Here is a 22,448-nt window from a genome sequence, read left to right on the forward strand (position 1 = left end):
CAGCAGCCGCACTGCGTCGCCGCTCCAGTCCACGTGCGAGGTCGGCTCGTCCACGTGAAGGGTGGCGGGCAGCCGGCCGTGCCGCAGCGCCATCACCATCTTGATCACGCCGGCCACGCCCGCGGCGGCCTGGGTGTGCCCGATGTTGGACTTGATGGAGCCGAGCCACAGCGGCCGGTCCTCGGGCCGCTCCTGCCCGTAGGTTCCCAGGAGCGCCTGCGCCTCGATCGGGTCGCCGAGCGTCGTGCCCGTGCCGTGCGCCTCCACCGCGTCCACCTGGTCGCCGGTGAGCCGGGCGTTGGCCAGTGCCTGCCGGATGACGCGTTCCTGCGCGGCGTCGTTGGGCGCGGCAAGCCCGTTGCTGGCGCCGTCCTGGTTGACGGCCGAGCCGCGGATGACGGCCAGCACCTGGTGGCCGTTGCGGCGGGCGTCGGAGAGGCGTTCCAGCAGCACCAGGCCCACGCCCTCGGAGAACCCGGTCCCGTCCGCGGCCGCGGCGAACGCCTTGCACCGGGCGTCCGACGCGAACCCCCGCTGCTTGGAGAACTCCACGAACGCCGTTGGCGCGGTGAACACGGTCACCCCGCCGGCCATGGCCAGGGTGCACTCGCTGTTGCGCAGGGCCTGGACCGCCGTGTGCATCGCCACCAGCGACGACGAGCACGCCGTGTCCAGGGTGACCGCCGGGCCCTCCAGACCCAGCGTGTACGCCACGCGGCCGGACACCACGCTCGTGAGCCCGCCCGTGGCGGTGTAGCCCTCGAAGCCGTCGGGAATCCGCGGGATCCGCGACAGGTAGTCCTGGCTCGACACGCCCGCGTAGACGCCGGTGGGGGTGCCCTTGAGGGTGGTGGGGTCGATGTGGGCGCGTTCCAGCAGTTCCCAGGCGGTCTCCAGCAGCAGCCGCTGCTGGGGGTCCATGGCGAGGGCTTCGCGGGGGGCGATGTTGAAGAACGCGGCGTCGAAGCCGTCGGCGTCGTGGAGGAAGCCGCCCTCGCGGATGTAGGCGGTGCCGGGGTGGTCGGGGTCGGGGTGGTAGAGCCCGTCGAGGTCCCAGCCGCGGTTGGTGGGGAACGGGCCGATGGCGTCGGTGCCCTCGGCCACCAGCCGCCACAGCTCCTCGGGGGACGACACCCCGCCGGGGTAGCGGCACGCCATGGCCGTGATCGCGACGGGCTCCTGATGGCGCTCCTCTACCTCGCGCAGGCGTTGCTTTGCCTCGCCCAGGTCAACGGTGACGCGCTTGAGGTACTGGCGCAGCTTGTCTTCGGTGGTGGACATCGTTCCTCACTCACTCCCGTTAAGAGCCCAGTTGCTGGTCGATGAGCGCGAACATCTCGTCGTCGGACGCCGACTCCAACGCCTCGCCGTCGACGGTGTGATCGACCGCGTCGGCGTCATCGCCGAGCCGCCACAAGAGGTTCTGGAGCCGCTTGACGAGCTGGACGCCGGTCTCGCCCTCCGGCCTTCCGTCGGCCAGCGCCGCCTCGAGCCGCTCCAGCTCCCGCAGCGCGGGCGAGGCCGCGTCGTCCGCCTCCGCCGGGCTCAGCTCGCCCAGCAGGTACTCGGCCATGGCGGTCAGCGTCGGGTAGCGGAACACCGACGCGGCGGACAGCCGCAGCCCCGTGTCCATGGTGAGGCGGTTGCGCAGCTCGACCGCCGTCAGCGAGTCGAAGCCGAGGTCCTTGAAGGGCATGTCCATCGACACCGACTCGGCGTCCGCGTGCCCCAGCACGGTGGCCGCGTGCGTCCGGACCAGATCGATGAGGAACGCCCGCCGCTCGGCGGCGCCCATCGACGCCAGGCGGCCGGACAGGTCGGCCACCGGCACCGCCGCGCTCCGCCGCACGACCCGGGCGCCGCGGCTTCCGCCGCCGGCGAGCGAGCGGACCAGTGACGGCAGCGCCTCGGGGGCCTGGGCGGAGACCATCGCCAGGTCGAGCTGGGCGGCGAGCACCTGCGCCTCGCCGTGCCCGTGCGCCGCGTCGAACAGCGCGAGGGCATGGTCCGTGGACAGCGGAGCCAGGCCCGACCGGCTCATCCTCGCGCGGTCCACCTCGCTGAGCCCGCCGGTCATGCCGCTTGCGTCGGCCCACAGGCCCCAGGCGATGGAGGTGCCGGGCAGGCCCGCGTTGCGGCGTCGTGCGGCGAGGGCGTCGCAGTAGGCGTTGGCGGCGGCGTAGTTGGCCTGTCCGGGGCTGCCGAGGGTGCCGGCGGCGGAGGAGAAGATCGTGAACATGGCCAGCGGCAGGTCCTTGGTCGCCTCGTGCAGGTGGGCCGCGGCCGTGGCCTTCGCCGCCCAGACCCGGTGAAGGGTCTCCGGGGTCTGGGAGGTGATCACGGCGTCGTCGACGATGCCGGCGGCGTGGATGACGCCGGTGAGCGGGTGCTCGGGGTCGATGGTGTCGAGGGCCTGGCGGAGGGCGGCCGGGTCGGTGGTGTCGGTGGCGGTGATGTGGATGGTGGCGCCGAGTTCGGTGAGGCGTTCGGTGAGTTCGGTGGCGCCGGGGGCGTCGGGTCCGCGGCGGCTGAGGAGGTGGAGGTGGGTGATGTGGTGGGTGGTGACGAGGTGTTCGGCGACGAGGGCGCCGAGGGTGCCGGTGCCGCCGGTGATCAGGACGGTGCCGTCGGGATCGAGGGCGGGCGGGATGGTCAGGACGTTCTTGCCGGTGTGCTTGGCCTGGCTCATGTGGCGCAGCGCCTGGCGCGTCCTGGCCAGCGGCCAGGCCTGGACCGGCGGCGGCGCCAGGACGTCCTGGGTGAACAGCTCGGCGATGCTGTGCAGCATCTCCGAGACGCGGTCGAACCCGGCGTCGGAGATGACGTCGTACGCCCGGTAGCGAACGCCGGGGTGCGCCTCGGCGACCCGCTCGGGGTCGCGGATGTCGGTCTTGCCCATCTCGATGAACCGGCCGCCCTCGCCGAGGAGGCGGAGGGAGGCGTCGGTGAACTCGTTGGCCAGGCTGTTGAGGACGACGTCGACGGCGGGGAAGGCCTCCTCGAAGGCGAGGTCGCGGGAGGAGGCGCGGTGGTCGGCGTCGATGCCCATGGCTTCCAGCACGTGGTGCTTGCCGGGGCTGGCGGTGGCGTAGATCTCCGCGCCGAGGTGGCGGGCGATCTGCACGGCCGCCGTGCCCACGCCGCCGGTGGCGGCGTGGATGAGGATCTTCTCGCCCGCCGTGAGGCCGGCGAGGTCCACCAGCCCGTACCAGGCGGTGAGGAACGCGATGGGCACGGCCGCGGCCTGCTGGTCGGACCAGCCCGGCGGGATGGACACCAGGGAGCGGGCGTCGGCGACCGTGATGGGGCCGAAGGCGCCCTCGAACAGGCCCAGCACGCGGTCGCCGACGGCCACCGAGGTCACGTCCTCGGCCACCTCCAGCACCACGCCCGCGCCCTCGCCTCCCAGGCCGCGCCGGTCGGGGACGAGGCCCAGGGTCACCATCACGTCGCGGAAGTTGACGCCGGCGGCGCGCACCGCGATCCGGACCTGCCCGGGCGCCAGCGGCTCCAGCACCTCGGGGCACTCCTGCGGCACGAGGGCGTCGACCGTGCCCGCCTGATCGTCCGCCATGACCAGCTGCCACGCGGGCGCGCCGACGGGCAGCGCGATGTCGGCCGTCGCGTCCGAGGCCGTCAGGCGCGGCACCAGCGCCCGGCCGTCGCGCACCGCCACCTGCCACTCGTCCGCGTCGAGGGCCGCGCGTACGACGGCGACGGCGTCGGGGGTGCCGTCGCCGGGGTCGCGTCCGTCGAGGTCGAGGAGCGTGAACCGGCCGGGGTTCTCCGCCTGGGCGCTGCGGAACAGACCCCACACGCCGGCGGCGGCCGGATCCACCGGCCCGTCGGCGGGGGCGCCGTTGGCGTCCTCCGCCACGGCGGCGGCGTCGCGGGTGACGACCACCAGCCGGGCCTCGGCCAGCCGCGGCTCGGCCAGCCAGGCCTGGGCCGCCGCCAGGGCCCGCGCCACCGCGTCGGCGTCGCCGGCGTTGGCGGTCTCGCCCTCGGCCGGTCCCGGGTCGGCGAGTACGACCGGCGGCACGGGCGCGCCGTCGTCCAGCGCGGCGACGAGGGCGGCGACGTCCGGGTAGCGGGTGGGCGACAGCGGCGAAAGCGCCTCCGCGAGCGCACCGTCCCCGAGCACCGCCCAGTCCTCCGCCCCGGATGCCGCCGCCGCCGAATCGGCCGGGATCGGCAGCGGGGTCCACCGCACGCAGTACAGGCCGTCGCTCGCCCCGCGGCCGCCCAGGCGCGCGGTGTCGAGGGGCCGGGTGGTGAGGGCCTCGGCGGTCAGGACGGGCGCGCCCGTGGTGTCGGTGAGGGTGAGGCGGTAGCCGTCCTCGCCCTGCGGGGTGATGCGGACGCGGACGTGGATGGCGCCGGTGGCGTGGAGGGTGACGCCGTTCCAGCTGAAGGGGAGCCAGATCTCGCCGTTGGGGTTGTCGGCGGCCGCGATGAGGGGATGCAGCGCGGCGTCGAGCAGAGCCGGGTGGACCGTGACGTCGTCGTCGGCGGCGTGGTCTGCGGCGTTCGTGGCCGGAAGGGCGACGTCGGCGAGGAGGTCGTCGCCGTGGCGCCACAGCGCCTTGAGCCCCTGGAACGCCGGCCCGTACCGGTAGCCCAGCGACGCGGCCCGGTCGTAGAAGCCGGAGATGTCGAGGAGTTCGGCGCCCGGCGGCGGCCAGGCGGCCTCGGGCGCCGGCGGCTCGGCCGCGGGCTCGCCGGTCAGGGTGGCGGTCGCGTGATGGGTCCACTCCGCCGTCGGGGCGGCCTGTGCGCGCGTGTACACGTGCGCGGTGCGCTGTCCGGCCTCGTCGGGCGCGCTGACGATGACCTGGAGGGCGAGCGGGTGGGTGGCGTCGAGCGTGAGGGGCTGCTGGAGGAGCAGCTCCTCGACGTGGGGGCTGTCGGTGTGCCCGGCGGCGTGCAGGACGAGGTCGAGCAGGGCCGTGGCGGGCAGCAGGGTGGTGCCCGCGATGGTGTGCTCGGTCAGCCAGCCCGTGTGGTCGGCGGACGGCACCTGCCCGGTCAGCAGGATGCCGCCGTCGGCGAGAGGCGCGGTGCCCGCGAGGAGCGGGTGGTTGAGCGGGGCGCCGCCGGGGGCGGCCGGTCCGGTGTGGGTGGGTGTGAGCCAGTAGGGGTGGTGTTGGAAGGGGTAGGTGGGGAGGTCGAGGGTGGCGGGCGCCGGGTCGGCCGGCAACCAGGGGGTGAAGTCGACGGCAGTGTGGGTGTGGAGGCGGGCCAGGGCGCGGGCCAGGGCCTCGACCTCGGGCTGCTTCCGCGTCAGGGCCGGGACCAGCAGGGGCTGGTGGGGAAGGTCGTGGTGGGTGTCGAGGGTGTCCTGGGCGGCGGGCACCAGCACGGCGTCCGGGCCGATTTCGAGGTAGACGGCGGTGTCGGGGGCGGTGTGGGTGATGGCGGGGTGGAAGTGGACGGGCCGGCGGATGTGGGCGACCCAGTAGTCGGGGGTGGCGATGTCGTCGCCCGCGGGCTTGCCGGTGAGGTTGCTGATGAGGGGGATGGCGGGCGGGCGGTAAGTGAGGTCGGTGATGGCCTGGTGGAAGGCGCCGAGGGCGGGTTCCATGAGGGGGGAGTGGAAGGCGTGGCTGACGGTCAGGGCCTTGGCGCGGCGGCCGCCTTCCTTCCACGCGGTGGTGATCTGGGTGACGAGGTCGGCGGGGCCCGAGATGACGGTGCTGGTGGGGGCGTTCAGCGCGGCGATGGCGACCTTGCCGTCGTAGGGTGCGATGGCCTCGGCCGCTTCGTCGGCGGTGGCTTCCAGGGCGGTCATGGCGCCGCCGGGGGGCAGGGCGCCCAGGGCGGTGGCGCGGGCGGCGACCAGGCGGCAGGCGTCATCGAGGGAGAAGACGCCGGCGAGGTGGGCGGCGGCGATCTCGCCGATGGAGTGCCCGATGACCGCGTCGGGCCGCAGGCCGTGGGCGGACAGCAGCCGCGTCAACGCGACCTGGATGGCAAAGAGTCCGGCCTGGGTGTAGGTGGTGTGGTCGATCAGCCCCGCACCGGTCTCGTCGGTGGCGAAGACGATGTCCTTCAGCGGTTGGTCGAGGTGGGGGTCGAGCAGCGCGCAGACCTCGTCGAACGCCTCGGCGAAGACCGGGAAGCGGGCGTACAACTCCCAGCCCATTCCCGGCCGCTGGCTGCCCTGACCCGAGAACAGCCACACCGTCCGACCCGGCACCGCAGGTGCGGCGGTGACCAGGCCCGGGTGGGGCAGCCCGTCGGCCAGTGACTCCAGGGCGGCGGTCATCTCCTCGCGGTCCGCGCCGAGGACGACGGCCCGGCGTTCGAACACCGCCCGCGTCGTGGCCAGCGTCCACCCCACATCCGTGACCGAGGCGGCGTCATCCGCCCGCAGACGCTCGACGAGCGACGCCGCCTGGGCCTGCAGCGCCTCGCCGCTGCGCGCGGACAGCGGCCAGGGCACCACCCCGGGCGAGGGCGCCTCGGCGCCGGACGCCGGCGCGGGCTGCTCGGGGGCCTGTTCGAGGATGAGGTGGGCGTTGGTGCCGGAGGCGCCGAAGGAGGAGACGGCGGCGCGGCGGGGCTGGCCGGTCTCGGGCCAGTCGGTGGGTTCGGTGAGGAGCCGGACGTTGCCGCTGTCCCAGTCCACGTGCGGCGTCGGCTCGTCGATGTGGAGGCTGGCGGGCAGGCGGCCGTTGCGCAGCGCCATGATCATCTTGATGACGCCGGCCACGCCCGCGGCGGCCTGGGTGTGGCCGATGTTGGACTTGATGGAGCCGAGCCACAGCGGCCGGTCCTCCGGCCGCTCCTGTCCGTAGGTGGCCAGCAGCGCCTGCGCCTCGATGGGGTCGCCCAGCGTCGTGCCCGTGCCGTGGGCCTCGACCGCGTCCACGTCGGCGGGCGTGAGGCCGGCGCTGGCCAGCGCCTGGGCGATGACGCGCTGCTGGGAGGGCCCGTTGGGGGCGGTGAGCCCGTTGGAGGCGCCGTCCTGGTTGACCGCCGAGCCGCGCAGCACCGCGAGTATCTGGTGGCCGTTGCGGCGGGCGTCGGAGAGGCGTTCGAGCAGCAGCAGACCGGCGCCCTCGCCGAAGCCGGTGCCGTCGGCGGCCGCGGCGAACGGCTTGCACCGCCCGTCGGGGGCCAGGCCCCGCTGCCGCGAGAAGCCGGTGAACACGTCGGGCGTGGACAGGACGGTCACGCCGCCCGCGAGCGCCAGGTCGCACTCGCCCTGCCGCAGCGCCTGGGCCGCCAGGTGAAGGGTGACCAGGGAGGAGGAGCAGGCGGTGTCGACGGTGACGGCGGGCCCCTGGAGGCCGAGGGTGTACGCCACGCGCCCGGAGATGATGCTGCTGGTGCCGGAGAGCCCGCCGTAGCCGTCGAGGCGGGGGTCGCTGGCGGGCAGGCCGGCTCCGTAGTCGTGGTACATGACGCCCGTGTAGACGCCCGTCAGGCTGTCCTTGAGGGTGTGGGGGTTGATGCCGGCGCGTTCGAGGAGCTCCCAGGCGGTCTCCAGGAGAACGCGCTGCTGGGGGTCCATGGCGAGGGCTTCGCGGGGGTTGATGCCGAAGAACGCGGCGTCGAAGCCGTCGGCGTCGTAGATGAAGGCGCCCTCGGAGGCGTAGCTGGTGCCGGGGTGGTCGGGGTCGGGGTGGAACAGGCCGGCCAGGTCCCAGCCGCGGTTGGTGGGGAAGGGCCCGAGGACGTGCCGCCCCGCCGCGACCAGGTCCCACAGCCCCTCGGGCGTGGTCACGTCGCCCGGGAAGCGGCACGCCATCGCCACCACCGCGACCGGCTCGTCGGAGCTCGCGGCCCTGGAGGGCGTGGCCCGGCGCGGCGTCGCGGACCCGGTGGCGGTGGCGGTGAGGCGTTCCAGGAGGTGGTCGGCGAGGGTACGGGGCGTGGGGTAGTCGAAGACGAGGGTGGCGGGCAGCCGCAGGCCGGTGGCGCGGGCCAGGCGGTTGCGCAGCTCGACGGCGGTGAGGGAGTCGAAGCCCAGCTCCTTGAAGGCGGCCTCGGGCCGGATCGCCGCGTCGGAGGAGTGCGCCAGCACCACCGTGACCATCTGACGCACCGTCTGCAGCAGCAGATCGCGCCGGGCGTCGTCGTCGAGACCGGCCAGCCGGCCCGCCAGCGCGGGCCCGGCGGCATGCTGCTCCAGGGCGCGGCGACGGGCCGGCCTGGCCAGGGCGCGCAGCATGGCCGGGGCGTCGGGTCCGAGCCGGGTGGCGTCGAGATCGGCGGCCACCACCAGGGGGTGGGTGACGTGGAGCGCCGCGTCGAGGAGCCCGAGGCCACGGGTGGTGGTGAGGGGGCGCATGCCGAGGGCGCCGAGGCGGGAGAGGTCGGCCTCGGTGAGGTGCTCGGTCATGGCGGAGGTCTGTTCCCACAGGGTCCACGCGATCGAGGTGCCGGGCAGCCCGGCGGCGCGGCGGTGGGCGATCAGGGCGTCGGCGTAGGCGTTGGCGGCGGCGTATCCCGCCTGGCCGTGGTTGCCCACGACGCCGGCGGCGGAGGAGAACGCCACGAACAGCCGCAGCGGCATGTCGCGGGTGAGGTCGTGCAGGTTCCACACGCCGTGGGCCTTGGGCGTCCACACGCGGGCCAGCCGGTCGGCGTCCCAGGCTTCCACCAGGGCGTCGTCGATCACGCCGGCGGCGTGGACCACGCCGACCAGCGGGTGGCTGCCGGGGATCGCCGCGAGCGCCTCCGCCAGCGCGGAGCGGTCGGCCACGTCGGCCGCCGCCACGTCCACCTCGGCGCCCAGGCCGGTGAGCCGCTCGACCAGTTCGGCCGCCTCGGGGGCCCGGGTGCCGCTGCGGGAGAGGAGCAGCAGGCGCTCCACGCCGTGCGCGCGCACCAGGTGCTCGGCGACCGCGCCGCCCAGCACCCCCGTCCCGCCCGACACCAGCACGGTGCCGCCGGACAGCTCCGGCGCGTCGCCGGCCTCGGGCGAGGGAGAGGTGCGTACCAGTCGTGGCACCAGCGTTCCGGTCGCGCGCACGGCCAGCTGCGGCTCGTCGGCGTCGAGGGAGACGCGGACGGCCTCGGCGAGCGCGTCGTCCCCGTCCGCGGCGGTGTCGGCGCCGGCGTCGACCAGCGTGAACCGGCCCGGGTGCTCGGCCTGGACGGAACGGACCAGGCCCCACACGGCCGCGCCGCCCGGGTTCACCTGGCCCTGGCCCTCGGCCGGCACGGCGCCGGAGGTGACCAGCACCAGCCGGGAGTCCTGCAGGCGCTGCTCCGCGAGCCACTCCTGAAGCAGGGTCAGGACGCCGCCGGCGGCGGCGAGACCCTCGTCCGGTGAGGCCGTCGCGGGCACGGCGTGGAGGACGACCTCCGGCACCGGCGCGCCGTCGTCCACCGCGGCGAGCAGCGCGCCCAGGTCGGCGTAGCGCTGCCCGGGACCCTCGTCGCCCAGCGTCGCCCAGGCGCCGTCCGGGGGGGCCGGCGCGTCGCCGGTCCCGCCCCGCGCGGGCACCCAGTCCACGGCGAACAGGCCCTCGACCGCGCGGTCGCCGACAGCGCGCAGCTCGGCGAGGCTGGTGGGGCGCACGGCGACCGATTCGGCGTCGAGAACCGGCGCGCCGGTCTCGTCGGTCAGGGAGATGCGCCGCCCGCCGTCGAGCGGGGATACGCGGACGCGGACCCGTCGTGCCCCCGTGGCCCACAGCGACACGCCGCTCCAGGCGAACGGCAGCCACACCTGCCCGGACCCGGCGGCCTCCGAGGCGTCCTGAGGGCTGCCGTCGAGGATCGTCGGGTGCAGCGCCGCGTCCAGAAGGGCCGGATGGATGCCGAACCGGTCGGCGCCGTCGCCGGCCGCCTCGGGCAGCGCGATCTCGGCGAGCAGCTCGGCGCCGTCCCGCCAGGCCGCGGTGAGGCCGCGGAACGCGGGGCCGTAGCCGTAGCCGCCGGCCGCGGCCCGCTCGTAGAAGTCCGCGACGTCCAGGGGTTCGGCGTTCGGGGGAGGCCAGGGCGCCGCCGTGGCGTCCGGCGGGGCGTCCCCGGTCTCGGGCGCCAGCATGCCGGTGGCGTGGCACACCCATCCGTCGGGGGAGTCGGTGTCGAACTCGTCGGGGCGGGAGTGCACGTCGACCGTCCGCGTGCCCTCCCCGTCGGCGGGGCCGACCGCGACCCGGATGCGCAGGGCGCCGGAGGCGGGCAGCACGAGCGGGATCTGGAGGGCCAGCTCCTCGACCGTGGCGCAGCCCGCCTCGTGGGTGGCCTGCAGCGCCCACTCGACCAGGGCCGACCCGGGCAGCAGCGTGGTGCCGCCGACGACGTGGTCGCCCGTCCAGCTCCCGCCCGCGGCGGCCGGGAGGCGCCCGGTCAGCACCATGCCGCCGTCGGGCAGGCTCACCGCGGCGGCCAGCAGCGGATGCTCGACCGCGCGCAGACCGGCGGCGGACACGTCGCCCGTGCCGGCGCCGCCCGAGGGGATCGGGTAGCGCTGGCGCTGGAAGGGGTAGGTGGGCAGCTCGATGGCGCGGGGCGCGCGGCCGGCGGAGCCGGCAGGGCCGGCGGGGCCGGCCGGGAACCAGGAGCGCCAGTCCACCTCCAGACCCGTGGCGTGGGCGTGGGCCAGCGCCAGCGCGAGCTGCCGCGCGCCGCCGTGGTCGCGGCGGAGCGTGGCCAGGGCGGTGGCGCGGATGCCGGACTCCGCGAAGATGTCCTCCAGGCTCCCGGACAGGATGGGGTGCGGGTTGCACTGGACGAACGCCCGGTAGCCGTCGGCGAGCAGGCGGCCCACGGCGTCGGCGAAGCGGACCGGCCGGCGGAGGCTGTCGAACCAGTACTCCGCGTCGAGGCCCGCCGTGTTGACGCGCTCCGCGCTGACGGTGGAGTAGAAGGCGATCTCGGACTCGGCCGGGGACACGCCGCGCAGCGCGGAGAGGATGTCGTCGCGGATGCCGTCCACGTGAGGGCCGTGGGAGGCGTACGCGACGTCGATGGTGCGGGTGCGCGCGCCCCGGCCCTCGGCCGCCGCCAGGACGGCGGCGACCCGGTCGGGGGATCCGGAGACGACCGTGGCCTGGGGGCCGTTGATGGCGGCCACGGCGACGTCTCCGGCGTCGGCGCCGAGGTCGGCGAGGAGCCGCTCGGTGTCCTCGGCGCCAAGGGTGAGGGACGCCATGGCGCCGTGCCCGATGAGGGGGTCCAGGGCCTTCACGCGCAGGGCGATGATCTTGGCGGCGTCGTCGAGGCTGAGGGCTCCGGCGACGCACGCGGCGGCGACCTCGCCCTGGGAGTGACCGACGACGGCCGCCGGGGTGATGCCGAAGCTCTGCCAGACGGCGGCCAGCGAGACGTGGATGGCCCACAGCACGGGCTGGACGACGTCGTCCCGGTTGGGGTCCGTCTCCCGGTCCGTGCCGCGCAGCACCTCGGTCAGCGACCAGTCGACGTGCGGGGCCAGGGCCCGCTCGCACTCGTCGATCCGGGCGGCGAAGACCGGGGAGGAGCCGAGGAGTTCGCGCGCCATGCCCGGCCACTGGGCTCCCTGGCCGGGAAAGACGAACACGGGGCCGGCGCCGATCGGGCCCGCCGTTCCGGTGACCACGGCGGGATCGGGCTCGTCGGCGGCGAGCCGGGCCAGGCCGCCGAGCAGCGCCGCCCGGTCCTCGCCGACGACCACGGCCCGGTTCTCGAACCGGGCGCGCGTCGTCGCCAGCGACCAGGCCACGTCCGCCGCCTCGGCGGCCGGATCGCGTTCCGCCGCCTCGGCGAGGCGCCGCGCCTGCTGCGCCAGCGCCGCCTCGCCCCGCGCGGACAGCACCCACGGCACCACGCCGCCGGCCACGACGGCCGCCGGGCGGGCCGGAGCCGCCTCCCGCGCCTCCCCCTCGGCCGGTTCCGCGGCGGGTTCGGCGGCCTGCCCGGCCGCCTGCTCGGGCGCCTGCTCGATGATGACGTGCGCGTTGGTGCCGGAGATGCCGAACGACGACACCCCGGCCCGGCGCGGGTGGTCCGTCTGCGGCCAGGCGACCGGCTCGGTCACCAGGCGTACGGCCTCCGCGTTCCAGTCCACGTGCGGCGTCGGCTCGTCGACGTTCAGCGTCGCGGGGAACAGGCCGTGACGGATCGCCATCACCGTCTTGATGACGCCCGCGACGCCGGCGGCGGCCTGGGTGTGGCCGATGTTCGACTTGATCGCGCCCAGCAGCAGCGGGCGGCCGGCCGGGCGCTGCCGCCCGTACGTCGCGTGCAGCGCGTCGGCCTCGATCGGGTCGCCGAGCCGGGTGCCCGTGCCGTGCGCCTCCACCGCGTCCACCTCGGCGGACGAGAGGCGGGCGTTGACGAGCGCCTGCCGGATCACGCGCTGCTGGGAGGGCCCGTTGGGGGCGGTGATGCCGTTGCTGGCGCCGTCCTGGTTGACGGCCGAGCCGCGGATGACGGCGAGCACCTGGCGGCCGTTGCGGCGGGCGTCGGAGAGGCGTTCGAGCAGCACAAGACCCGCGCCCTCGCCCCAGCCGGTGCCGTCGGCCCCGGCGGCGAACGGCTTGCACCGGCCGTTCGGCGCCAGGCCCCGCATGCGGGCGAAGCCGGTGAACACCGCGGGGGTGGACATGATGGTCACGCCGCCCGCCACCGCCAGGTCGCACTCGCCCCGCCGCAGGGCGTTGATCCCCAGATGCATCGCCACCAGCGACGCGGAGCAGGCCGTCTCCACCGTCAGCGCGGGACCCTCGAGGCCGAAGGTGTACGACAGCCGGCCCGACAGCATGCTGGGGGCCACGCCCGCGTAGCCCTCGGACTCCTTGCGGATCGGGAAGCCCGAGATGGCGGAGCCGATCGTCGCCGCGCCGACGAAGACGCCGGTCTGACTGCCCCGCAGGCCGGTCGCGTCCACGCCGGCGCGCTCGAACAGCTCCCAGGCCACCTCGAGCAGCACCCGCTGCTGCGGGTCGGTGGCCAGCGCCTCCCGGGGGCTGATCTCGAAGAAGCCCGCGTCGAACGCGTCGACCTCGCGCAGGAACCCGCCCTCACGCGTGTACGTCGTGCCCGGGTGGTCGGGGTCGGGGTGGTAGAGCCCCTCCACGTCCCAGCCTCGGTCGGCGGGGAACGGCCCGACGGCGTCGCCGCCGGAGGACACCAGGTCCCACAGCGCCTCGGGCGAGTCCACCCCGCCGGGGAAGCGGCACGTCATCGCGGTGACCGCGATGGGGTCCTGGTTCCGCTCCTCCACCTCGCGCAGCCGCCGCTTTGTGTCGTGCAGTTCCGTGGCCACACGCTTGAGGTAGTCGACAAGCCTTTCTTCATCCGACATGTGCAGTCACGACCTTCGTACGCGTCAGAGGGGGCAACTGAGCCAGAGCCATCACGATGTGCCGAGTTCGTTGTCGATGAATGCGAGCACCTCGTCGGCGGTGGCGAGCGTGAGCCGGTCGGCCGCGTTGTCCTCGTCGTCCTCGGCCGGCGGCGCGGACGCCGCCTTCCATTGGGCCAGCAGGCCCTCAAGCCGATCTGTCACCGCCCGCGCGTCGGCCTCGGGCAGGTCGAGCGCGGACAGCGTGCTCTCCAGCCTCGCCAGCTCCCCGAGCACCGGGTCCACGCCGCCCGGGGCCGAGGCCCCGTCCGGCACGAGCTCGCCGCGCAGGTGGTCGGCGAGCGCCCGGGAGGAGGGGAAGTCGAAGACCAGCGCGGCGGGCAGCCGCAGGCCGGTCGCGGCCGAGAGCCGGTTGCGCAGCTCGACGCCGGTCAGCGAGTCGAAGCCGAGGTCGGTGAACGGCGCGTCCTCCCGCACGCTCTCGGGGTCGGCGTGGCCGAGCACGGCCGCCGCGCTGCTGCGCACCAGCGTCAGCAGCTGCTGCCGCTGCTCGGCCTCCGGGAGCCCGGCGAGCCGCCGCGTCCAGTCGTCCGGGCGCTGCGCGCCCGCGGCGGCGGCGCGGCGCGTGGCCCCGCTCAGGCGGGCGGCCAGGGCGCGCAGCGCGACCGGGAGGGCGGTGGCCGGCTGCCTGGCCAGCGCGTTGACGTCGAGGTTGAGCGCGACGAGCTGCGGGTCGCCGCGCCGGTACGCCGCGTCGAAGAGCGCCAGCGCCCGGTCGGCCTCCAGCGCCGTGACGCCGGCGCGGCCCATCCGCGCCACGTCGACCTCGCTGAGCTGCCCGGTGATGTCGCTGGTGGTGGCCCACAGGCCCCAGGCGATGGAGACGCCGGTGAGGCCGGCGTGCTGCCGGTGGGTGGCGAGGGCGTCGCAGTAGGCGTTGGCGGCGGCGTAGTTGGCCTGCCCGGGGTTGCCGAGGGTGCCGGAGACGGAGGAGTACATGGCGAACATGGCCAGCGGCAGGTGCCGGGTGGCGTGGTGGAGGTTGGCGGCGGCCGTGGCCTTGGCCGCCCAGACCCGGCGCAGCGTGTCGGGGGTCTGGGAGGCGATCACGGCGTCGTCGACGATGCCGGCGGCGTGGATGACGCCGGTGAGGGGGCGGTCGGCGCCGATGGCGTCCACGACCCGCCGCAGGGCCGGGAGGTCCGACGCGTCGGCGGCCGTGATGTCGACGGTGGCGCCGAGCTCGGTGAGACGGGTCGTCAGCTCGGCGGCGCCGGGGGCGTCGGGGCCGCGGCGGCTGAGGAGGTGGAGGTGCTTGACGTGGTGGGTGGTGACGAGATGCTCCGCGACGAGGGCGCCGAGGGTGCCGGTGCCGCCGGAGATCAGGACGGTGCCGTCGGGGTCCAGGGCGGGGGGAACGGTCAGCACGATCTTGCCGATGTGCTTGGCCTGGCTCATGTAGCGCAGCGCCTGGCGGGCCCTGGCCAGCGGCCACGCCTGCACCGGCGGGGCCGTCAGCGCGCCCTCCTCGAACAGCGCCACCAGGGTCGCCAGCATCCGCTCGACCCGGTCAGGACCGGCGTCCGAGACCAGGTCGTAGACCCGGTAGTCGACACCCGGGAAGTCCTTGGCCACCTGCTCGGGGTCGCGGAGGTCGGTCTTGCCCATCTCCAGGAAGCGGCCCCCCGCGGTCAGCAGGCGCAGCGAGGCGTCGATGAAGGCGTCGGACAGCTGGTTGAGGACCAGGTCGACGCCGCGTCCGCCGGTGGCGGCGCGGAACGCGTACTCGAAGTCCAGGTCGCGGGAGGAGGCGCGGTGGCCGGCGTCGATGCCCATGGCCTCCAGCACGTGGTGCTTGCCGGGGCTGGCGGTGGCGTAGATCTCCGCGCCGAGGTGGCGGGCGATCTGCACGGCCGCCGACCCCACACCGCCGGTGGCGGCGTGGATGAGGACGGACTCGCCCGCCTTCAGGCCGCCGAGCTCCACCAGGCCGTACCAGGCGGTCAGGAACGCCACGGGGACGGCCGCCGCCTGCGGGAAGTCCCAGCCCTCCGGCATCGACGTCACCATCCGCGCGTCGGCGACGGTGACCTTGCCGAACGCGCCGTCGAAGACGCCCATGACGCGGTCGCCCGGCGCCACGGTGGTCACGTCCTCGGCCACCTCCAGCACGACGCCCGCGCCCTCGCCGCCGATGCGGGTCTGGTCGGGCACCATGCCGAGGCTGATGAGGACGTCGCGGAAGTTGACGCCGGCCGCGCGCACCTCGATGCGCACGCACCCGGGCGCCAGCGGCTCGTCCGCCTCGGGGAACGGCACCGGCGCCACCGCGTCGATCGTCGCGGCGCCCGCCGTGCCGCCGGCGTCCAGCCGCCAGGCCCCGCCGTCGGCGGGCGGAACGATCGTGGACGCGGCGGTCGCGCGGACCAGCCGGGGGACGAGAATCCGGCCGCCGCGGAGCGCCACCTGCGGTTCGTCCAGGTCGAGGGCGCAGCGGACCGCTTCGGCCACGCGGTCCTCGGACGCGGGGTCGGCCTCCCCGTCCCCGTCGGCGTCCGTGTCCAGCAGGACGAGGCGGCCGGGGTTCTCCGTCTGCGCGCTGCGGACCAGGCCCCAGACGGCGGACGCGACGGGGTCGATGGCCGTCTCCTCGTCCAGGGCGACGGCGTTGCGGGTCAGCACGACCAGCCGGGCGTCGTCGGGTCGCGGCTCGGCCAGCCACTCCTGGACGAGTGTCAACGCCCGCTGGAGGGCCTCCAGTTCGCCTTCGCCGTCGTGGCCGTCCGCGGCCGGAGCCGTGGTGAAGACCAGCGGCGGCGTCTGCGCGGAGGCGTCCGGCCGGTCGGCGAGGGGTGACGCGGGCGTCCACTCCAGGGTGAACAGGCCGTCGGGCACGGACTGCCGGGGCGCGTCGAGGCGGGCGGGGCGGGTGGTGACGGTGCCGGCGGTGAGGATGAGCTGGCCGGCGGCGTCGGTGAGGGTGAGGCTGTGCTCGTTGTCGCCGTGGGAGGTGATGCGGACGCGGGCGTGGGTGGCGCCGGTGGCGTGGAGGGTGACGCCGTTCCAGGAGAACGGCAGCCAGACCTCGTCGCCGGAGACGTCCGTGACGGCGATGAGGGGGTGGAGCGCGGCGTCCAGCAGGGCGGGGTGGATCGCGAGCGCGTCCGTCCCGTCGGCGCTGTCGCCGTCGCCGTCGCCGTCCGGGAGGGTGATGTCGGCGAGGAGGTCGTCGCCGTGGCGCCACAGTGCCGTGAGTCCCTGGAAGGCGGGCCCGTATTCGTAGCCGTTCGACGCGGCGCTGTCGTAGAAGCCGGCGATGTCGACGGGTTCGGCGCCGGAGGGCGGCCAGGCCGCCTCCCCTTCCGCCGGGGCCGGGTGGCTCGGCGGCTCGCTGGTGAGCGTGACGCTGGCGTGACGGGTCCACTCGGCCGTGGGGCTGGACTGGGGCCGGGTGTAGATGCGAAGAGCGCGACCGGCGGCGTCGTCGGGCGTGCCGATGACGATCTGCAGGTCGAGCGGGGTGGTGCTGTCCAGGATGAGGGGGTGCTGGAGGAGCAGCTCCTCGACGTGGGGGCTTTCGGTGTGCTCGGCGGCGTGGAGTGCGAGTTCGAGCAGGGCGGTGCCGGGCAGCATGACCGTCTCGGCGATGACGTGCTCGGTCAGCCAGCCGCCGTTGTCGGCCGCGGGGATGAGCCCGGTGACGACCATGCCGCCGTCGGCGAGGGGCGCCGCCGCGTGCAGCAGCGGGTGGTCCAGGCCGGTGCCGCCGGGGGCGGTGCCGCCGGAGGCGCGGGGTGTGAGCCAGTAGGGGTGGTGTTGGAAGGGGTAGGTGGGGAGTCCGACGGTCCGGGGGGCCGGTTCGGTGGAGTACCAGGGCCCCCAGTCCAGCGGGGTGCCGGTGGTGTGCAGCGTGGCCAGGGTGTGGGCCAGGGCCTGCGCGTCGGGCTGCTTCCCGGTGAGGGTGGCCAGGGTGGTGGTGTGGGTGGTGGTGTCGCCGAGGGTGTGCTGGACGGCGTGGGTGAGTACGGGGGTGGGGCCGAGTTCGAGGAAGACGGCGGTGTCGGGGGCGAGGTGGGTGATGGCTTGGTGGAAGTGGACGGGCCGGCGGATGTGCTGGGCCCAGTAGGCGGGTGTGGCGATCTCCTCGCCCGCAGGCTGCCCGGTGAGGTTGCTGATGAGGGGGATGCGGGGTGGTTGGTAGGCCAGGTTTGCGATGGCGTCGGTGAAGGGGGTGAGGATGGGGTCCATCTGGGGGGAGTGGAAGGCGTGGGAGACCGGGAGGTCGCGCGTCCTGCGGCCTTGCTCCCGCCAGGCGGCGGTGGCGGCGGCGACGTCGTCGGCGGGGCCGGCGATGACGGTGTGGGTGGGTGTGTTCATCGCGGCGATGGCCAGCTCGGGGTGACCGTCCAGGGTCGGGGCGAGCTCCTCGGGCGTGGCGTGGATGGTGGCCATGGCGCCGCCGGGGGGGAGGCTGCCCATGAGGGTGGCGCGGTGGGCGACGAGGTGGGCGGCGTCCTTGAGGGTGAGGACGCCGGCGAGGTGTGCGGCGCTGATTTCGCCGATGGAGTGTCCGGCCACCGCGTCGGGGGTGTGGCCGGTGCTGATCAGGAGGCGGGCGAGGGAGATGTGGAGGGCGAAGAGCCCGGCCTGGGTGTAGGTGGTGTGGTGGATCAGTTCGGCGGTCTTGGGGTCGGTGGCGAAGACGACGTCGCGCAGGGGCTGGTCCAGGTGGGGGTCCAGGAGCGCGCAGACCTCGTCGAAGGCCTCGGCGAAGACGGGGAAACGCTCATACAGTTCCGCGCCCATGCCCGGCCGCTGACTGCCCTGACCGGAAAACAGCCACACCGTCTGCCCGGGCCTGTCCGAAGCGGCGCCGCCGGGGGTGACGAGGCCGGGGTGTGGAGACCCGTCGGCCAGTGCCTCCAGGGCGGCGGTCATCTCCTCGCGGTCCGCGCCGAGGACGACGGCCCGGCGTTCGAGCACCGCCCGCGTCGTGGCCAGCGTCCACCCCACATCCGTGACCGAGGCGGCGTCATCCGCCCGCAGACGCTCGACGAGCGCCGAGGCCTGCTCGCGCAGGGCCCGCTCGTCACGCGCCGACAGCGGCCACGGCGCCACCCCGGGGGAGGGGGCCTCGGCGGCGGACGCCGGCGCCGGCGCGGGCTGCTCGGGGGCCTGTTCGAGGATGAGGTGGGTGTTGGTGCCGGAGGCGCCGAAGGAGGAGACGGCGGCGCGGCGGGGCCGGCCGGTCTCGGGCCAGTCGGCGGGCTCGGTGAGGAGCCGGACGTTGCCGCTGTCCCACTCGATGTGAGGGCTGGGCGCGTCGACGTGGAGTGTGGCGGGCAGGCGGCCATGCCGCATCGCCATGATCATCTTGATGACGCCCGCGATGCCGGCGGCGGCCTGCGTGTGCCCGATGTTGGACTTGACCGACCCCAGCCACAGGGGGCGGTCGTCGGGGCGGTCCTGGCCGTAGGTGGCCAGCAGGGACTGCGCCTCGATCGGGTCGCCCAGCGTCGTGCCCGTGCCGTGCGCCTCCACCGCGTCGATGTCGGACGGGGCGAGGCCGGCGCTGGCCAGGGCCTGGCGGATCACCCTCTGCTGGGACGGGCCGTTGGGGGCGGTCAGGCCGTTGGAGGCGCCGTCGTTGTTGACGGCCGAGCCCCGGATGACGGCCAGCACCTCGTGGCCGTTGCGGCGCGCGTCGGAGAGGCGTTCGAGCACGACGATCCCGGCCCCCTCGCTCAGGCTCGTGCCGTCGGCGGCCGCGGCGAACGGCTTGCACTGCCCGTCGGGGGCCAGGCCCCGCTGCCGCGAGAAGCCGGTGAACGCGTCGGGGGTGGCCATGACGGTCACGCCGCCCGCGAGCGCCAGGTCGCACTCGCCCTGCCGCAGCGCCTGGGCGGCGAGGTGCATGGAGACCACGGAAGAGGAGCAGGCGGTGTCGACGGTGACGGCGGGCCCCTGGAGGCCGAGGGTGTACGCCACGCGCCCGGAGAGGATGCTGCCGATGCTGGCCATCATCGTGTAGCCATCCATGCGGGGGTCGTTGGGGGCCAGGCCCTTGGCGTAGTCGTGATAGATGACCCCGGCGTAGACGCCCGTCAGGCTGTCCTTGAGGGTGTGGGGGTTGATGCCGGCGCGTTCGAGGGCCTCCCAGGAGACCTCCAGCAGGATGCGCTGCTGGGGGTCCATGGCGAGGGCTTCGCGGGGGTTGATGCCGAAGAACGCGGCGTCGAAGCCGTCGGCGTCGTAGATGAAGGCGCCCTCGGAGGCGTAGCTGGTGCCGGGGTGGTCGGGGTCGGGGTGGAACAGGCCGGCCAGGTCCCAGCCGCGGTTGGTGGGGAAGGGGCCGCGCACGTACTGCCCCGCCGCGACCAGGTCCCACAGCCCCTCGGGCGTGGTCACGTCGCCCGGGAAGCGGCACGCCATCGCCACCACGGCGATGGGGTCGTCGTCCGTTCCGCCGGTCCGTGCCCGCGTCACGGGGGACGAGGGGCTGGGCGTGGCGGAGGTCAGGCGCTGGAGGAGGTGGTCGGCGAGGGCACGGGGGGCGGGGTAGTCGAAGACGAGGGTGGTGGGCAGGCGCAGCCCCGTCGCGGTGGACAGCCGGTCGCGCAGTCCGACGGCCATCAGCGAGTCGAAGCCCAGATCCTTGAACGCCGTCTCCGGCCGGATCGCCGCGTCGGAGGAGTGGCCCAGCACCACCGCGGCCATCTGACGCACCGTCTGCAGCAGCAGCTCCCGCTGGCCCGCGGCGTCGAGGCCGGCGAGGCGGGAGACCAGGGCGAGGGCCGCCGGCCGGCGTTCCGCGGCGCGGCGGCGGGCGGGCCCGGCCAGGGCGCGCAGCACGGCGGGGGCGTCGGGCCCGAGCCGGGTGGCGTCGAGATCGGCGGCCACCACCAGGGCACGGGTGCCGTGGACCGCCGCGTCGAACAGGCGCAGTGCATCGGGCGTGGTCAGGGGCCGCAGGCCGCTCGGGGCGGGTTGGGCTGAGCCGTGTTCCCACAGGGTCCAGGCCATGCTCAGACCCGGACGTCCGGCGGCGCGGCGGTGGGCGATCAGGGCGTCGGCGTACGCCTGGCCGGGGCCGCCCGCGACGTCGGCCGGGGAGGAGAACGCCACGAACAGCCGCAGCGGAGTCTCGCGGGTGAGGTCGTGCAGGTTCCACGCGCCGGTGGCGCCCGGCGCCCAGGCCGGCCGCTCGGCGTCCCCGGACTCCGCCGTGGCGTCGTCGATCACGCCGTCGGCGTGGACCACGCCGACCAGCGGGTGGGCGTCGGGGATCGCCGCGAGCGCCTCCGCCAGCGCGGGGCGGTCGGCGGCGTCGGCCGCGGCCACGTCCACGTGGGCGCCCAGTCCGGTGAGCCGCTCGACCAGTTCGGCCGCCTCGGGGGCCTGGGAACCCTGGGTGCCGGGGCGGGAGAGGAGCAGCAGGCGCTCCGCGCCGTGCGCGCGCACCAGGTGCTCGGCGACCGCGCCGCCCAGCGTCCCCGTGCCGCCCGAGACGACCACCGTGCCGCCGGAGAGGTCGGCGTCCGTGCGCTCCTCCGGCTGGCCGGCGGCGCGCAGCAGGCGGGGGACCGACAGGGCGCCCGCGCGGATCGCGATCAGCGGTTCGTCGGCGTCGATGGACCGGCGGACGGCCTCGGCCAGCGCGCCGCCACCGTCCGCGCCCTCGTCGGTGTCGGTGTCGGTGTCGGTGTCGACGAGCGTGAAGCGGCCCGGGTGCTCGGCCTGGAACGCCCGGACCAGGCCCCACACGGCCGCGCCGGCCGGATCCGCGGCGGCGTCACCCTCGCCCGCCGAGACCGCGCCCGAGGTGACCAGCACCAGCCGGGACCCCAGCAGCCGCGGCTCCGCAAGCCACTCCCGCACGAGCCCCAGCGCGCGCCCGGCCGCGGCCAGCGCCGCGGCGTCGTCCCCGGCGCCGGCACCGGCCGTGGGCGTCACGGTGGCGAGCACCACGGACGGCACGGGCTGCCCGTCGTCGGCCGCGGCCAGCAGCGCGCCCAGGTCGGCGTAGGAACGCCCGGGCCCTCCGTCGCCGAGCGTCGCCCAGCCGTCCTCGGTCCCCGCCGGCTCGGCCAGGTGCTCCGCAGGCGGCAGCGGCGTCCACTCCACGGCGAACAGGCCGCCGGCGGAACGCCGTTCGGCGGCCTTCAGCCAGTCGTCGTCGCCGACGGGACGCATCGCGACCGCGTTCACGCCGAGCACCGGGGCGCCGGTCGTGTCCGCGACGACGACGTTCAGCTCCCGGCCGGAGGCGTCCTCACGGTCCCGTGACCGGAGGCGGACCCGGACGGCGGTCGCGCCGGTGGCGTGCAGGGACACGTCGCTCCAGGCGAGCGGCAGCCACATCTGGCCGTCGTCGTGCCCGCCGAGGAACGCCACCGGATGCAGGACGGCGTCGAGCAGCGCGGGATGAACGCCGAAGGCGTCCGCGCCCTCCTCGGCCTCCTGCGGCAGCGCGACCTCGGCGAGCACGTCGGCGCCGTGCCGCCACACCGCCTGAACGCCCCGGAACGTCGGGCCGTGCCGGTAACCGGCGGCCTCGGCGCGCGCGTACAGCTCGGTGAGGTCCACGGGCTCGGCGCCGGCCGGGGGCCACACGCCCGCAAGCTGCTCCCCGGCCGTCGCGCCGGGTGGTGTGAGCGCGCCCGTCGCGTGGCAGGTCCACTCCTCCTCGCCGCCCTCCGGCGCACCGGACGCGGGCTGGGAGCAGATGCGTATGCCCCGGCGGCCGTCGTCGTCGGGGGCGTCCACCACGATCTGGATCCGCAGCTCGGCGGTGGGGGAGAGAAGCAGGGGGACCTGGAGGGTCAGCTCCTCGACGCCGCCGCAGCCGGCCTCGTCGGCGCCCCGCAGCGCCCACTCCACCAGGGCCGTGCCGGGCAGCGGGGTAACGCCGGAGACCTCCAGCTCGGCCAGCCAGCCCGCGTTACCGGCCGACGGGAGGCGCCCGGTGAGCAGCAGCCCGCCGTCGGCGAGGCCCGTGGCCGCCGACAGCTGCGGGTGCTCCACGGGCCGCAGGCCGGCCGCGCTGACATCGCCGGCCGGGCGGCCGGCCGACAGCCAGTAGCGCTGGTGTTGGAAGGGGTAGGTGGGGAGGTCGGTGGTGGTGGGTGGGGTGGTGGTGTACCAGGGGTGCCAGTTGATGGTCAGGCCGGTGGTGTGGGCGTGGGCGAGGGCGTGGGCG

General features: G+C 75.5%; 3 protein-coding genes. All 3 read right to left on the reverse strand.

All coding sequences use genetic code 11. The features are described 5' to 3' along the window. A partial coding sequence (locus ACTWQH_RS31090) for a type I polyketide synthase (RefSeq protein ID WP_443290151.1) occupies positions 1 to 1,281 on the reverse strand: 1,281 nt, incomplete at its 3' end. Positions 1,282 to 1,300: 19 nt separating this feature from the next. Next, a complete protein-coding gene (locus ACTWQH_RS31095) occupies positions 1,301 to 13,249 on the reverse strand; it encodes an SDR family NAD(P)-dependent oxidoreductase (RefSeq protein WP_443290152.1) in 11,949 nt (3,982 codons plus the stop codon). A 51-nt stretch (positions 13,250 to 13,300) separates the two neighbouring features. After that, on the reverse strand, positions 13,301 to 22,448 hold a 9,148-nt coding region (locus ACTWQH_RS31100), incomplete at its 5' end, for a KR domain-containing protein (RefSeq protein WP_443290153.1).

Origin of the sequence: Streptomyces sp. 6N223, from assembly GCF_052246635.1 — a bacterium.
Taxonomy (GTDB): Bacteria; Actinomycetota; Actinomycetes; order Streptomycetales; family Streptomycetaceae; genus Streptomyces.